This is a genomic window from Flagellimonas iocasae (genome assembly GCF_042682725.1).
GTDB lineage: Bacteria > Bacteroidota > Bacteroidia > Flavobacteriales > Flavobacteriaceae > Flagellimonas > Flagellimonas iocasae.
Genome location: NZ_JBHUHU010000001.1, coordinates 726,676 through 742,831, shown reverse-complemented (window position 1 = coordinate 742,831; position 16,156 = coordinate 726,676). Strand labels below are relative to the sequence as shown.

The following is a 16,156-nucleotide window of genomic DNA, read 5'->3' as shown; positions in this document are numbered from 1 at the left end:
ATAAAAAGGCCGTACTTTTGCATGCTGAATAGCACATCGGAATTCAATGATTGACATTCTTAAAAAGACCCTTTTCTCAACTAGACTTATGGCCGTTCTTTTTTTGGTTTTTGCAGCAGCAATGGCCATGGGAACCTTTGTGGAAACTTGGTACAGCACGGAAACCGCCAGAATTTACATTTACAACACCACTTGGTTTGAGGCCATCATGGTCTTTTTTATGATCAATTTCTTCGGAAATATTTTCCGATACCAATTGTTGAGTTGGAAAAAGTGGCCTGTGCTTATTCTTCACCTATCTTGGATTTTGATCATCGTTGGGGCTTTTGTTACCCGATACATCAGCTATGAAGGAATGATGCCCATTCGCGAAGGCGCAACAGAAAATCAATTCTATTCAGACAAGACTTTTTTGACCGCTTTTATTGATGGTGATATTAATGGTGAAACGAAACGGAGGGTGTTGGAGGATGATCTTATTGTTACCCCAGAAGGTTCTCGTTCCAGCCTGCCATGGAAATCGGATTTTAACGGGCAACCGTTTACCATTTCCTATGTGGATTTTATCCATGGGGCAGAGGAGGGGTTGATTCCCGATGAAAATGGAAAAGAATACCTTCAAATTGTTGAGGCTGGGAATGGTCAACGTCATGAGCATTACTTGGAAAATGGTCAAGTGGCCAGCATTCACAACATACTTTTTGCACTGAACAAGGAGACCGATGGTGCGGTCAATATTTTCCATTCAGATAGCACAGGGTATCAGATAAAATCTCCGTTCGATGGTAATTTTATGCGGATGGCGGACCAGTTTCAGGGTGAAGTGCAGCAAGACAGCTTGCAGACGCTGCAATTACGAGCACTCTACAAAATGGCGGGAATGCAGTTTGTGGTTCCAGAGCCATTGGTGAAAGGAAGTTATGGGATTGTAAAGGTCCCAAATGAAGAAATTACGGATAATACCTTGGATGCCCTAGTAGTTTCACTTTCCGCAAATGGAGAAACAAAGGAAGTAAAGTTGTTGGGAGGTCAGGGAACTTCAAATTTTTCGGATAAGATTCAAGTTGGTGGATTGGATTTCTCACTCAGCTACGGTTCAAAGGTGTACGAACTTCCATTTTCCATCAAACTGAACGATTTTATTGCTGAAAAATATCCCGGTACAGAAACAGGTTATGCCTCTTTTATGAGTAAGATTACCGTGGAGGATGACCGTATGTTCGACTATGATATTTATATGAACCATGTATTGGACCACAGGGGATACCGATTCTTCCAATCCAGTTTTCATCCGGATGAAAAAGGAACCGTCCTTTCCGTCAACCATGATCAATGGGGTACCTGGATTACTTATATCGGATATTTTTTACTCTATATTGGGTTGATGGGCATTATGTTCTTCGGAAAAACCCGTTTCAGGGATTTGCAGCAAATGCTTGAAAAAATAAAGGAAAAGAAAGCCGCTTTGACCAGCGTAGCACTTTTCTTTGCCCTAGTATCGGCCAATGCCCAAGAAGAGGTGCATGAACATTCTTCGTCACCCACTCAGGCGCAGATAGATTCTGTAATTCAAGCAACGACAGTTGCCAAGGAACACGCCGAAAAGTTTGGAACGCTGGTCCTTCAAGATGAAAGCGGCCGAATGAAACCTGTAAATACCTTCGCTTCTGAATTATTGCGAAAACTCAGCGGGGACGATACCTACCAAGACCTTTCCGCCAATCAAGTATTACTTTCCATGATGTTGAACCCTGGGGTTTGGTATACTGCGGACATTATTGCTTTGGGTGATAAGGGGAATGATAGTATTCGTAAGGTTATTGGCGTTCCCCAAGGCACAAAATTTGTAAAGGCAACGGATTTTTTTGATGCCGATGGAAATTATAAGCTTCGACCATTTTTAGAAAAGGCAACATCCAAGACCAATACCAATAAATTTGAAAAAGACTTTAAAAAAGTAGGTGAGCGGTTGAGTTTGTTGGACATCGCATTGAGTGGCCAAGTTGTGAAGATTTTTCCTTTATTGAATGATGAGAACAACAAGTGGGTATCCGCGGTGGAGTATCGGTCTGGGCAATATCAGATTCAAGATTCACTGTACTCCAATTTTGTTCGGAATGCCATGCCATATTATTTGGGGACCTTGCAAAGTTCTATCGCAACCGGAGATTATTCGCAACCTGATCAGTTGTTGAGTGCTTTCAAACAGAACCAACATAATCATGGGGCAGAGGTTTTGCCTTCGGACAACAAGGTTAAAACCGAAATTATCTACAACAAATTGGATTTGTTCAACCGTTTGTTCAAGTATTACGCCCTGGTTGGATTGCTCCTGTTCATCGTTCTGATTTTTCGAATCTTTAAGGATCGTGAGGTTCTAAAAGCCGGTGCCTACCTGCTGAAAGGTACCATTGTCCTTTTCTTTATTTGGCATACTATTGGTTTGGTGCTGCGTTGGTATATTTCAGGGCACGCTCCTTGGAGTGATGCCTATGAAAGTATTCTTTATGTGGCTTGGGCCACCATGGGCATTGGATTGGCCCTTGGCCGTAAGAGTGAATTGACTATTGCATCAAGTGCTTTTGTGACGTCCATGCTCTTGTGGGTTGCCCACCAAAGTTGGGTGGATCCAGCCATTGCCAATTTACAACCCGTCCTTGATAGTTATTGGTTGATGATTCACGTTGCGGTTATTGTGGGCAGTTACGGTCCACTTACCGTAGGGATGATTTTGGGTGTTGTCGCCTTATTGTTGATGGTACTCACAACCGAAAAGAACAAGAAACGAATGGATCTAAATATTAAGGAACTCACGGTAATCAACGAACTGGCCCTTACCGCCGGATTGGTGATGCTTACCATAGGTAACTTTTTGGGCGGCCAATGGGCCAATGAGAGCTGGGGCCGTTATTGGGGATGGGACCCCAAGGAAACCTGGGCTTTAATTTCCATTATGATTTACGCTTTTGTACTGCACATGCGTTTGGTTCCCGGTCTCCGAGGCAAATGGAGCTATAATTTTGCCAGTATCCTTGCTTTTGCCAGTATTATGATGACCTATTTTGGTGTTAATTTTTATTTGGTGGGATTGCACAGTTATGCCAGCGGAGATCAAGTAATCACCCCAAGTTTTGTTTGGTATACCGTTTTGGGTGTATTCATTTTGGGCGGAATCAGTTTCTGGAGGTATAAAGTCCACTATGCCAAATAATTAAATTTTTACTTTACACTTCAAAAAAAAGTTGCATATTTGCCTCATCATGAAGTTATAAGAATTATGTACGCTATAGATGTCACCATTGGCTTTACGCCAAAAAAGTAACCGAAACTCTTTTTCGGTCTGTTGACATTACCTCTTTGTTTTACACATAATTCTTTTAAAATGACACAATCTAACAATACATTATCATTCAAAAAACTAGTCAATTATTTCTGGATAGCTGTATGCGGTAAGGAAACAGAATTTACATCTGGAAGTATTCGTAAGGCCATCTTTATGCTTTCCATCCCCATGATTTTGGAAATGCTGATGGAATCCATTTTTGCCTTGGTGGATATTGCTTATGTCTCCAAAGTAAGCGTGAATGCGGTGGCTACCATCGGTTTAACGGAATCGGTGATAACCCTAGTTTATGCATTGGCCATCGGTTTAAGTATGGCCGCTACCGCGGTTGTTGCCCGAAGAATTGGGGCAAAGGACGTTCAAGGTGCAAAAGAAGCTGCTGTGCAAGCGATAAGTTTGGGCGTGCTTGTCTCCATTGTACTTGGAATCGTGGGAATAATTTTCGCGAAGGACATTTTAGCCCTTATGGGTGGTGAACCTGATTTAATTGCAGAAGGATACGGTTATACCCAATTCTTGATTGGCGGGAACATCACCATTATGTTGCTGTTCCTTATCAATGCCATTTTTAGGGGTGCTGGAAATGCATCGATTGCCATGTGGACACTGGTGCTGTCAAATGGACTCAACATTATTTTAGACCCCATTTTCATCTTTGGATTGGGACCCATTCCTGAATACGGTGTTACGGGAGCTGCCATTGCAACTAATATAGGTAGAGGCTCTGCAGTGCTTTTTCAATTGGGGATGTTGTTCTTCGGATGGGGTAAAATCAAATTGATGTGGCAAGATTTGGTCTTGAACCTTAAAGTGATGCACAACCTCATTCGGGTCTCCATGGGTGGAATAGCCCAGTTCTTGATTGGAACCTCAAGCTGGGTTTTCCTGATGCGTATCATGTCCGAATTTGGTAGCGAAGTATTGGCAGGATATACCATTGCCATTCGTGTGATGATGTTTACGCTAATGCCTTCTTGGGGAATGAGTAATGCCGCGGCCACCTTGGTGGGACAGAATTTGGGTGCGCAACAACCAGAAAGGGCAGAAATATCCGTTTGGAAAACTGGAAAGTACAATGCCATTTTTATGGGTACGGTTTCCTTGGTATACCTCATTTTTGCAAAAAGCATCGTCTCGTGGTTCAATACCACACCCAGTGTGGTGGAAAATGGGGCACTCTGTTTACAGGTCATTGCGGCTGGTTATATCTTTTATGCCTACGGCATGGTGGTAAGCCAAGCCTTCAATGGAGCTGGGGATACCAAAACCCCGACCAAGATCAATCTGATTTCCTTCTGGTTGTTCCAATTACCACTGGCGTACATCGCCGCTATGGTTTTGGGTTGGGGTGCAAAAGGTGTTTTCATCGCCATTACCCTCGCCGAAGTGCTACTGGCCATTATCGCTATGGTTTGGTTCAAAAAAGGAAATTGGAAACAGGTTCAAGTATAACGGGTTTCGTATCTTTAACACTCTAAAACAACAGCAATGGATTCCAACAAAAAAGGGCTGAACACCCTGTGCACCCACGAAGGCGATTTGGAGGACAAGCAATTTAAAGGGGTTGTTTCACCTTTATATATGTCCACGGCTTACGCTTTTGATGATGTTGATATAAAACGATATCCCAGATATTACAATACTCCCAACCAGGAGGCATTGTGCAAAAAACTGGCGGCCTTGGAACATGCCGAGGCCGCTTTGATTTTTGGTAGCGGGATGGCCGCCATCAGTACGGCATTGATGGCTTTTTTGCAGGCAGGCGACCATATTGTCTTACAGCAGACCATGTACGGGGGTACCTATCATTTTGCTGTGACCCAATTGAACAAATATGGGATTGACTATTCTTTTACGGATGGATGGAACGTGGAGGATTTTGAAAAGGAAATTCGACCTAACACCAAGGTAATTTATATAGAAACACCATCAAACCCATTGTTGACCATTACCGATATCGCCGGGGTGGCCCAATTGGCCAAAAATAAAGGCATTGTTTCCATGATAGACAATACGTTTGCCAGTCCCATCAACCAGAATCCTATAGATTTTGGAGTGGATGTGGTCTTGCACAGTGCCACCAAATACATGGGCGGACATTCAGATATTTGTGCAGGTGTGGTGACTGCATCTCAAGAGCATATCGATATTGTTTTTCAATCCGCTATCTGTTTTGGCGGAAGTTTGAGCGAGTACACCGTTTGGCTCTTGGAGCGAAGCATTAAAACGATGGCCATTCGAGTTAAGGCACAGAATGAAAATGCTATGAAAATGGCGGAATATCTTGCCAAACATGCCGAAGTTGAGCAGGTGTATTATCCTGGTTTGGAAACCCATCCCGATCATGAACTGGCCAAATCCCAAATGAACGGGTTTGGGGGAATGCTTTCTTTTGATTTGCCCAATGTGGATACTTCCCTGTTCTTTAAACACCTAAAATTGATAAAACCGGTAATGAGTTTGGCTGGGGTGGAAAGCACCATGATTTCACCGGTGACCACATCACATGCACTCATGAGTCCAGAAGACCGTGAAAAGCAGGGTATAAAGGATTATTTGATTCGGTTTTCTTTGGGAATAGAAGAGATTGAGGATTTAATTGAGGACATAGAACAGTCCATTGCCAAAGTCAAAGCATTGACCGTCTCCGCATAGTTAAACTTATGAAATTAGACATTTTAGTATTTGGGGCACATCCTGATGATGCCGAATTGGGAGCCGGAGGTACCATAGCCAAAGAAGTTTCCAGAGGAAAAAAAGTGGGAATCATCGATTTGACTCGTGGTGAATTGGGTACTCGTGGGTCCGCCGAAATTAGAGATAAAGAAGCGGCAAATGCAGCCAAAATTCTTGGGGTTGAAGTTCGGGAGAACATGGAATTCGCCGATGGGTTTTTCGTCAATGACAAGTGGCATCAAATGGAAATCATTAAAATGGTCCGAAAATATCGCCCTGAAGTTGTTATTTGCAATGCTGTGGATGATAGACATATCGATCATGGAAAAGGGAGCAAATTGGTGAGCGATGCCTGTTTTTTAAGTGGATTGGTGAAAATTGACACCCAGTTGGATGGGGATGATGAGTGGCAGCAACCTTGGCGACCAAAGCGAGTGTATCATTTTATTCAATGGAAAAATCTGGAACCGGACTTTGTTATGGATGTTTCCGGATTTATTGAAAAAAAGACAGAAGCCATTCTCGCGTATGGCTCACAATTCTATGATCCCAAGAGTAAAGAACCTGAAACGCCCATCAGTAGCAAAAACTTTACAGATAGTGTCATTTATCGCGCTAGGGATTTAGGAAGACTGGTAGGTGTGGAGCACGCAGAGGGTTTCAACGTGGAACGCTATGTTGCTGTGGATAATCTGGACGACCTAATCTGATTAACCCGCCTTTTGATACTTGCTTTCCGCTTTTGGAAGCGTAAAGAAGAACGAGGTGCCCTTGCGAGGAATACTTTCCACCCAAATTTCACCTTTGTTCTTTAAGACCATTTCCTTGCACAAGGATAGTCCTAGGCCAGTACCTTTCTCATTATTGGTGCCGTAGGTGGTAATGTTGGTTGAATCTTGGAAGATTTTCTTTTGAATTTCCTTATTCATGCCTATTCCGGTATCACGAACGGTAACCTGCCATTTGCCATCCTTTTCTTTGGCCTCAATAGTGATCAATCCATTGTCCGGGGTGAACTTGATGGCATTGCTCAATAAGTTCCGAACCACAATATCAATTTGGTTTTGGTCGGCCCAAATTTGAGTGTTTTCGGGTAATTGATTAATTACTTTTATGGACTTGCTATAGGCCAGTTCCGCTAAAAGTTGAATGTTGTTCTCCACTAGCTTATCCAGAGAAATTCTTTTGGGCTTGGTAACGACCCCATTCAATTGGTTTTGGCCCCATGAAAGTAGGTTATTGAGTGTAAATGAAATATTTTCCACATCTGCCTTTAATTTGGGGATAAAGGAGATGAATTCGTTTTTACTGATTTCACCATCAGTAAACAATTTTAACAATCCTTGCAAAGCACCAATAGGCCCCCGTAGGTCATGTCCTATAATGGAGAAAAGTTTGGTCTTTGTTTTATTGATTTCGTCCAGCTGCGCCTCACGCTCACTTACAGCGGCAGATTTTTCCTGAAGTTCTTTGTTCAGTTTTTTCTGGGTATTTACGCTGCGTCGAATCACAAAAATGATGATGCTGAGAATAAACAGGATAATGATGGAAAAGTAGATGTAGTTCCGTTGCTTGGCCAATGCAATTTGGTTGGATTCGATGAGCTCTTGCTTTTCTTGCTCATAATGCAATTTGGTCTCCAATAGCGACAAGCTCTGCTTGTTTTTGTCCTTAAATAAAGAGTCAGATAGTTTTTTGAAGGTTTCCAGATAGGAGAGGGCCGCTACAGGGTCTTCCTTCTTCTTATAAAGTTTATACAACGTTTCTGAACAGTCAATTTGACCTTGTAGGGATTTTATTTTTTTGGATAGTTCCAATCCCTCTTTGGCGTGAACCATCGAGAGACTGTCCCGCTCCAGACCCAAATAGACCTTGGCCATACCATTCAACAATTGAATGCGGATGCGGTCATCCTCAATTTCGTGTTTAAAGAGCATGTTACTTTGATCATACCAATATAAAGCCCATTGATATTTTTCCTGCTCAAGATAGATATCCCCTTTCACTTCAAAAGCATAGGCCAACCAGTCGTATATTTTATTTGCTTCAAACGTATTGATGCTCTGGTTGATATTGAACATAGCGTACTTAAAGTTTTTTGCATCCTTGTACAATGACGCCATGTTGCTCTGAGTTTCAGCATGGATGATTTCATCACCTATTTTACGATTGATTTTCTGAACAGTATCATAGAAAATAAGTGCGTTTTTAAAATCTTTTTGTTCGGCATATAAGCTTGCAATGTTCTCATTGAGAATGGAGAGCATTTCATCACTATTTATCTGCTTCGCTATATCAATACCTTGCAGGTTGAGATTCAGTGCTTCGGCATAGTTGCCTTCAAAGCTATAGTTTTGGGCCAGGGCGTTTATGATGTTCAATTCCGTTTCTTTGTCATCGATTTCAATTGCAAGGGCAAGGGCCTTCTCATAAATAGGCATGGACCGTTTTCGGTCGCCGGTATCATAAAAATAGCTTCCCAAAGCGCTCATGGCCTGAACCTCTCCGCGCTGATAAGCTGTGGCTTTACTTAAGGAAAGCGCCCGCTCGGCGATGGAGTATAGGCTGTCATTATTAATATAATGGTATGATTTGGCCAAATCAATCAATAAATTGATATGGGTTGTATCTTTTGGATTGAATCGGTTAGTGGACTCTAATCGCTTTAATTTGAAAGTAAGACTGTCCTTTTTGGTAAGTTGCGCTTTTACCGGAGTGAAAATAAAAATCATACAAAGGAATAAGGCTAACTTTCCCAGCACAATTCTAAGGGGTAATGGACATGCTTTTTGTTGAGGCATAAAGCGCTAAAATAACTAGTGGTAAAAATAGTTTTGTAGTGGTCTCTGTGGAATTAAATGTTGTGAAAAGCAAATAAATGTGTGTTTTGTCTGACAAAACTGGTATTTCGTCGATAATTTATACGAAACGGCGAATGACCAAAATAGGTTGCTTGTGTTTTAGAAAACTACAAAAAACAAATGATTGAAAAAAAAGTTGCCCTACAGTTAGGGAAGTGGTAAAATCTTTTGGTTGAATCAATACAAAGAAGTATTTTTGCACCCGCCTGAACAAAATTTAGCGATTGTTCTTTTTGTTAAGGTTTTGCTACATGGTGGTTGTAGCTCAGCTGGTTAGAGCGCTGGATTGTGGTTCCAGAGGTCGCCGGTTCGAACCCGGTCTTCCACCCAGAATTTTATATAAGAATCCCGGTCAAGCTTTTGGTCGGGATTTTTTGTTTTTATATCGTTAACTAGGGTGAGAAGCCTGTGCTGAGCGAAGCCGAGGTGAACCCGGCCTGCCTGCCGTCAGGCAGGTCTTCCACCCAAAAGTAATCCCGAACTGAAAGGTTCGGGATTTTTTGTTTATGCTAGTTCCGAACCATAAAAAAGCCCCAGATTTCTCCAGGGCTCTTGCTTAGGTTGGTTTTGATTGTAGGATTAATTATCGGGAGTAGATCTAGAGTAGGACATAACACCACCTGAATTAAAATCACTCAGTTCAGTGAACCTAAGGGTAAAATAGATGTTTTCTTCTACCAGCCATACACCTAACCTGACCTCTACCAAACTTTCAGGACTAATACCAGCTCCATAGTCTGGATAATCTTCGGCAACCCCTATAATTCCAAAAGCATCTGTTACTTGATCAATGCCCTCATTTAAATTCAATAAACTGCACATGGCAATGATGTTATTAAAACTATAGAAGTTAGTAGGATCACCTAAGGTACCATACATGTCAAAATTACTCCAAGCCTCGGTGTCGCCACCATCAGACAAAATGGCCCAACGTACTCCATTAGGACCACCACTGGGCAATGCTTCCCCTACGTTTGCCACTGGATCACCAAGGAATTTCCTACCTTTACTTTCCCATTCCAAATCTTCATCTTCAGTTGGGGTTTGCCCAATTTCATTTTGCCACCAAGCTATATTGGTGACAAATCCTTTAGTGGAACGCGTGAAAACTACATTTTCGGTGATTATATCTTGGGCTTGGGGGTCTCCCACCCAATCTGCATTGGCAGCTTTGCTAAAGAGCTTAGGTTCTCCACCCCAAAGAATCGCTTCTTCTATACCATCGCAATTACTGTCAATGCCATCAAAATCGGAAATTTCCTCAGCACCAGGATGAATGGTGTCATCATTATCATTACAATCCCCTGCTTGCAAGGACCAAGTGAAGTTCTCTGGTGCTGGGTCACAGGCATCACGCACATCAAACTCATCTTCTATTCCATAGCCGTCCTTGTCGCCATCATAATAATAGGTAATTTGTGCCGCCTCAGGGTTACGATTGGGATCAGTATCGTCGCAATCATCACTATTGGTCACATGGTTTGCTGGAGCAGGTTTACACCCTTGAACCACCATTGTTGTTCCATTTGGGTCTCCGAATCCATCACCATCCGTATCTGGGTAATAGGTGATAAAGACATCTGGGTTTAGGCTGGTGTCATTGTCGTTACAGTCAAAGGTATCAGCTTCGTCTGTGTACTTGGTGGGATCGGGGTTTTCACAAAAATAGAAGGGTTCGGATGATGGAAAACCGTCACCATCATCATCAATATAAAAAACCAATGTACATCCTGGGTTGACATTGGGGTCCTCGTCATTGGCATCTCCGTTTTTAAGAACATATTGTCCAGAGGCGGACGAAGGAGGTTTACAGGCTGTTGTTCCGGCTCCGGCTCCAAAATTGTCGAGATCCTTATCAAGATAACAGGTTCTGTTTTCACAACTGTCGTCTTTGCTACAGGATACCATTACCAAAAAACCAAAGCCCATAACCATGGTCAATAGTCCAAAAAAATTATTCTTTCTCATCAGATTTACTTTTAAAGAGGTTAATACTCCGTAAAAGTAGAGGCCTGCTAAGGGGTAATTTGAGCCTATTTGATGGAAGTGGTATTTGGGTTGATGGGTAGCCCATATGAGGCAATTGAGATATAGAAAACGACTATAATCTCTGACAATTTCTAAAGAAAAAAGCCCTTCATCTGAAGAGCTTTTTATATCTGAGCGGTTCTGCGGATTACTTGGCCAGCTTGTCCACCAAAACCTTGTTGGGTCTATTGGCAACCTCCCACGCTGTATAGAATATTAAGCGCGTGCGGTTTTCCAAAAGGTCATAGTTAATTTTATCGGGTGTGTCGCTTGGGCGATGGTAATCTGCATGGGTACCGTTAAAATAAAAAATGATGGGAATGTTGTTTTTCGCAAAATTGTAATGGTCGCTACGGTAATAAAATCGGTTGGGGTCGTTTTCATCATTGTAGGTATAGTCCAATTCAATGTTTGCATACTTTGCATTGATTTCCTCTGAAAGATTATGAAGATCAGAACTCAATTTGTCAGAACCGATTAGGTAAACGTAGTTTCGGTCCCCTTTACGTTTTGGGTCGATACGACCAATCATATCTATATTAAGGTCCGCCACGGTCTGGGATAATGGAAAAATAGGGTCTACATCGGTGTAGTAACGTGAACCCAACAATCCTTTCTCCTCTCCCGTAACATGAAGGAACACAATGGAACGTTTTGGGCCGTGGCCAGCATCGGCAGCTTTCTTGAACGCTTCGGCAATTTCAAGAAGGGCCACTGTTCCAGAACCGTCGTCATCGGCGCCATTATGGATTTCTCCGTTGGCATTTACGCCTACATGATCCAAATGGGATGAAATCACCAAATACTCATTGGGTTTTTCGGTTCCTTTTAAAAAGGCGACCACGTTCTCAGAGCTTATTTTGTTGCTCCCGCTGGCAATATTAAATTCTAGGTCAACCGAAATTTCCTTCGGTGTATGGTCTTCTTCAATATCTTTTATTAGCGCTTCCGCCGCGGCTTCATCCAAAATAACCACAAAACCTTCATCGCTATGCTCGGCCAGTTCCATCTTTCCGCTGTCATTGTTCTTCATAAACTCAAAATACCCTTTGTATCGTGGATAGTTTTGTGAGTCGTAGTACAAAATTCCCTTAGCACCTTTTTCCATGGCGAGAGTTCCCTTTTTCTGCATGGCTTCGGACATATTGCTCCAATCGGATTTTTCGCTAGTTCCAGAAAGTATGTAATTCCCGTTTTGGTTCATTGGCTCCCCAGATGTGATGAGCACCACTTTTCCGGTAACATTTAACCCACCATAATCGGAATAATCACCTTCTTCAATGCCATACCCAACATAGGTGACTTGGTCAAACTTTCCATTGGCTGCGGTAAAGGCCAATACATCTTCGCCAATTTCAAAGGCTTTATTATTTATGGTGATATTTCCCATGGGGACTTTGGCTACTTCCAAAGGTACTTCCTGAAAATAGTCACCATCTGGCTTAGCAGCCGGAATCCCCAAAGCCTCATATTCGTTTTTAATATATTCCACTGCCTTTTTTTGACCAGGCTCTCCAGTTTCCCTTCCTTCAAATTCGTCAGAGGCGTAGGTATATAGGTGTTCCTTTAATTCTTCTTGGGTGATGGTGTTTGCGTAAGGGACCGGGTCTGCTTGTTCCGCAGATATTGGGGCTTCTGATACGGTTTTTTGTGATGAATTACAGGCAACTAGAAAACCCAAAGCAAGCAGGGTGAATTTGTTCATAATGGAATATTTTTTCAAAATTCCCCAAAAATACTCAAAAGATTAATAAAGATCGGATTAACTTTTCATCTGTTTGTGTATATTACGCACTTATTAATAAATCGATCATCCATGAAAATGAATTGGGCTGGAGTTATGCCGGCAGTAACAACTAAATTTACTGAAGACGACCAATTGGATTTGGACATGTTCTCCACAAACATCAACGCCCAGTTAGAGGCTGGTGTGCACGCCATTATTTTGGGAGGAACCTTAGGGGAAGCCAGTACCCTTACCCAAGATGAAAAACAAATCTTAGTACAGCACACCGTAGATTTGGTGGATGGTAAAATCCCCGTGGTAATCAATATTGCGGAGCAAACCACCAAAGGAGCGATTCTTGCTGCTGAACAAGCAGAGAAATATGGGGCAAAAGGACTGATGATTCTTCCGCCGATGCGATATAAGGCCACCGACTATGAAACTGTGGCCTATTTTAAAGCCGTGGCTCAGAGTACTTCACTGCCCATGATGATCTATAACAACCCTGTGGATTACAAAATTGAAGTTACGCTGGATATGTTCGAAGAACTTTTGGTCCATGATAATATTCAAGCTGTTAAAGATTCTGCCCGCGATATTACTAATGTTACCCGCATGCGCAACAGATTTGGGGATAGACTACGTATTTTATGTGGTGTGGATACTCTTGCCATGGAAAGTATGCTCATGGGAGCCGATGGCTGGGTTGCCGGTCTTGTGTGTGCTTTCCCAAGGGAAACAGTAGCTATTTATGAATTGGTCAAAGCTGGCAAAATAAAAGAAGCCAAGGCAATCTACAGATGGTTCATGCCTTTGTTGGAGTTGGATATTAGTCCACAGCTCGTTCAGAACATTAAATTGGCAGAAGTAGCCACTGGAATTGGCACAGAAAACGTTCGTTTGCCTAGACTTCCCCTTCAAGGAAAAGAAAGGGAGCGTGTAATGGCCATTATCGATGAAGGTATGCGCACCAGACATACAATTCTGGATTTGGTCAACGTCAAGGTAAACGTATAGCTGGTTTTATTCTTCTCAAAAAAGCACTGAAATACTAGTATAAAGAGCGCTTGGGCTACCTTAAAATGCCTAAAGCATAAATTTTTACCCATACCGCTAAAATAAGAGGGCACTTCTATTTGTAGAAATTATTTTGATTCTAAATTTGCTGGAAAATTGAACACCTTCCCTTTTTTGAAAAAAGAGAAATAATTAATTTTTCTTTCGAGGGTTTAAGTTTGGGAATATGGGTAAAAATAAAAATGTGATTGTAGTAGGCGGTGGAATCATAGGACTTTCAACTGCCTATTTTTTACAAAAAGAAGGTCATAAAGTTACCGTTTTGGACAAATCCGATATCACTTCGGGAGCATCATTTGTCAACGCCGGTTATTTAACGCCAAGCCATATTGTTCCTTTGGCATCTCCGGGAATGATTTCACAGGGAATCCGATACATGTTCAATTCTGCCAGTCCATTTTATATGAAACCCAGATTGGATGTAGATTTCATGAAATGGGCCTGGTATTTTAAAAAATCATCCACAAAAGCCAAGGTGGAGCGGGCCATGCCCATCATTAGGGACATTAACTTGTTGAGCAGAAGGCTGTATGAAGACATGAAAGCTTCGGGCGACCTTGGTGATTTTCATCTGGACGACAAAGGGCTGTTGATGGTCTATCAAACCGAAAAAGCAAGGGACCATGAACTTGAGGTGATGGAAAAAGCCCAAGAAATGGGATTGGAAGCTTGTCATTTGGATGCTGATGCCCTCAAAAAAATCGAACCCAACGTCGAGTTTAATGCCGTAGGGGCCATTCATTATCAATGTGATCGGCATACCACTCCGCCGCAAATCATGGCAAAACTGTTGGAATATCTTTCCAAGGTAGGGGTGAGCATTCATAAAGGCGAAGAGGTTCTGGACTTAAACTGGGAAAGTAGTTTTGTTACCGAAATAACAACCAATAAAGCCAGCTACAAGGCAGATGAAGTGGTTTTTGCGGCAGGTTCTTGGACATCAAACCTTTCTAAGAAGATTGATATTAAACTTCCGCTTCAGGCAGGAAAAGGATATCGCATCAATGTGGAGGCTCCCACCCAAATTTCCATGCCTGCCATTTTAATGGAGGCCAAAATGGCGGTAACGCCAATGCAAGGTTTTACCCGCTTCGCCGGTACCATGGAATTTTCTGGAATTAATGACATCATCCGAAAGGAGAGGGTAGAAGCAATTGCTAAAGGTGCGGAGAACTTTTACAAAGGTTTAAAGATTTCAAAAGAAGACAAGGATAACGCCCAATGCGGATTGCGCCCTGTATCCCCCGACGGATTACCTTACATTGGTAGACCCAAAGGATTTAAAAACCTTACCATTGCCACAGGGCATGCCATGATGGGATGGAGTTTGGGACCAGCAACCGGAAAAATGATTACGGAGTTGATTTCGGGCAAGCAAACTTCCATGGATTTATCACCTTTTAATCCAGACCGAAAGTTTTAATTGCCTTGTTTTCTTTAAGTTAAATTCGGCATGGTGTGTGCAGTAAATTTTTTAGTTGCCTTAATTCCGTTTAATTTTACAGTATGATGAAAAACTACACTGCCCTTTTCTTACTTTCTTTTTTACTTACCACTGGAATACATTCCCAAGAGGTTCAGATATTTACGGTGCAGGATTTTGATTTAAATGGAAAGGTGAAAACATGTTTGGTCATTACCGATTATGGACGGGAGTCCTTTGAGTTCAATAAAGAAGGAATTCTGACCAAGACCACCACCCAATACAATGATACCGACCAAGACATCACTTATTACAAATACGATAATGGGGAACTGGTGGAGCGTCGCATGGAGAGTTACAAGAACAATGTGTTGGATGCATCCACATCTATGGCCAATTTCTATGAGATTGACACGGTGCCCCAAAGAAAGGTCTTGGAGAAAATCATTTCATATGACAAGGAGTTTTTGGAACAACAAGAGTACATGTATGATGATGAAGGCAGGTTGAGCAAAATCATCACCTCCAATTCCGACGGCGTTGATGAGACCACTTTTGAATATACGCCGTACAAAAATGAGCTTACGACCAGTACTTTTACCAATGGTATTCTTGAAAAGACCATAAGAACCTCGGAGCGCAAAGGGCCCAAGGGAACGCTTAAAGTGATATTGACCAAGGAATATATTGATGGCGAGCCTAATATTGCCACCGAGGAGGTTTTCAACTCAGCAGAAAAACTGGTGACCAGTGAATATTTTCAATATGATATTGAAGAGAAGGAGTTCGTTTCCCAGAAAAAATTATTTTACCACTATGCCAACGGGGTGTTGGATAAAGTCGTCACCAAAACAGTGACTACAGAATCGGCGGAGAACTATATTTTTCAGTTTGACAGCCACGAAGAAAAAAACTGGGTAAAGAAAATCATTACTCCCGCTAACGAATACACTACTCGTGTCATCAAATATTATCCGGAAGAGGACCATACTACCGAACCAAATGAAGGGAGAAAGAAGTAA

General features: G+C 42.1%; 10 protein-coding genes and 1 tRNA gene. 8 read left to right on the top strand and 3 right to left on the bottom strand.

Annotated features, from left to right (window positions below; genetic code table 11):
* Nucleotides 1-46 precede the first annotated feature (46 nt).
* The 4 genes from ACFSJE_RS03330 to bshB1 all read left to right on the top strand — a co-directional run bounded on the left by ACFSJE_RS03330 (nucleotide 47) and on the right by bshB1 (nucleotide 6,729).
* Nucleotides 47-3,211: a cytochrome c biogenesis protein gene (locus tag ACFSJE_RS03330; RefSeq protein ID WP_379829560.1), complete on the top strand. Its 3,165-nt coding sequence runs from the start codon at nucleotides 47-49 to the stop codon at nucleotides 3,209-3,211.
* A gap of 171 nt (nucleotides 3,212-3,382) precedes the next feature.
* Nucleotides 3,383-4,795, top strand: coding sequence for an MATE family efflux transporter (locus ACFSJE_RS03325; RefSeq protein WP_379829559.1), 1,413 nt, complete (start codon nucleotides 3,383-3,385; stop codon nucleotides 4,793-4,795).
* A 36-nt stretch (nucleotides 4,796-4,831) separates the two neighbouring features.
* The gene (locus ACFSJE_RS03320; RefSeq protein WP_379829558.1) at nucleotides 4,832-5,998 is read left to right on the top strand and encodes a trans-sulfuration enzyme family protein; all 1,167 of its coding nucleotides are present in this window, start codon (nucleotides 4,832-4,834) and stop codon (nucleotides 5,996-5,998) included.
* Between the two features lie 8 nt (nucleotides 5,999-6,006).
* Nucleotides 6,007-6,729 carry a bacillithiol biosynthesis deacetylase BshB1 gene (gene bshB1 / locus ACFSJE_RS03315; protein WP_379829557.1) on the top strand — a complete coding sequence of 241 codons (723 nt, stop codon included), beginning with the start codon at nucleotides 6,007-6,009 and terminating at the stop codon, nucleotides 6,727-6,729.
* Here the strand turns inward: bshB1 and ACFSJE_RS03310 are convergent, their stop codons facing one another.
* Nucleotides 6,730-8,751 (bottom strand): tetratricopeptide repeat-containing sensor histidine kinase, encoded by a 2,022-nt coding sequence (locus ACFSJE_RS03310; RefSeq protein ID WP_379829556.1) that lies wholly within the window; start codon nucleotides 8,749-8,751, stop codon nucleotides 6,730-6,732.
* A 382-nt stretch (nucleotides 8,752-9,133) separates the two neighbouring features.
* Here ACFSJE_RS03310 and ACFSJE_RS03305 point away from each other — a divergent pair.
* Nucleotides 9,134-9,209 (top strand) — tRNA-His (locus tag ACFSJE_RS03305).
* A gap of 250 nt (nucleotides 9,210-9,459) precedes the next feature.
* Here the strand turns inward: ACFSJE_RS03305 and ACFSJE_RS03300 are convergent.
* Together ACFSJE_RS03300 and ACFSJE_RS03295 are read right to left on the bottom strand one after the other, a co-directional pair.
* Nucleotides 9,460-10,848, bottom strand: a complete 1,389-nt coding sequence (locus ACFSJE_RS03300; protein WP_379829555.1) for a putative metal-binding motif-containing protein — start codon at nucleotides 10,846-10,848, stop codon at nucleotides 9,460-9,462.
* A gap of 208 nt (nucleotides 10,849-11,056) precedes the next feature.
* Nucleotides 11,057-12,613 carry a M28 family peptidase gene (locus ACFSJE_RS03295; protein WP_379829554.1) on the bottom strand — a complete coding sequence of 519 codons (1,557 nt, stop codon included), beginning with the start codon at nucleotides 12,611-12,613 and terminating at the stop codon, nucleotides 11,057-11,059.
* A gap of 111 nt (nucleotides 12,614-12,724) precedes the next feature.
* Between ACFSJE_RS03295 and ACFSJE_RS03290 the strand changes: the two genes are divergently transcribed.
* From ACFSJE_RS03290 to ACFSJE_RS03280, 3 genes are all read left to right on the top strand, one after another.
* Nucleotides 12,725-13,651, top strand: coding sequence for a dihydrodipicolinate synthase family protein (locus tag ACFSJE_RS03290; RefSeq protein ID WP_379829553.1), 927 nt, complete (start codon nucleotides 12,725-12,727; stop codon nucleotides 13,649-13,651).
* A gap of 226 nt (nucleotides 13,652-13,877) precedes the next feature.
* A complete protein-coding gene (locus tag ACFSJE_RS03285; protein ID WP_379829552.1) occupies nucleotides 13,878-15,134 on the top strand; it encodes an NAD(P)/FAD-dependent oxidoreductase in 1,257 nt (418 codons plus the stop codon).
* 86 nt (nucleotides 15,135-15,220) lie between these two features.
* On the top strand, nucleotides 15,221-16,156 hold the full coding sequence (locus ACFSJE_RS03280) for a hypothetical protein (RefSeq protein ID WP_379829551.1): 936 nt from the start codon (nucleotides 15,221-15,223) through the stop codon (nucleotides 16,154-16,156).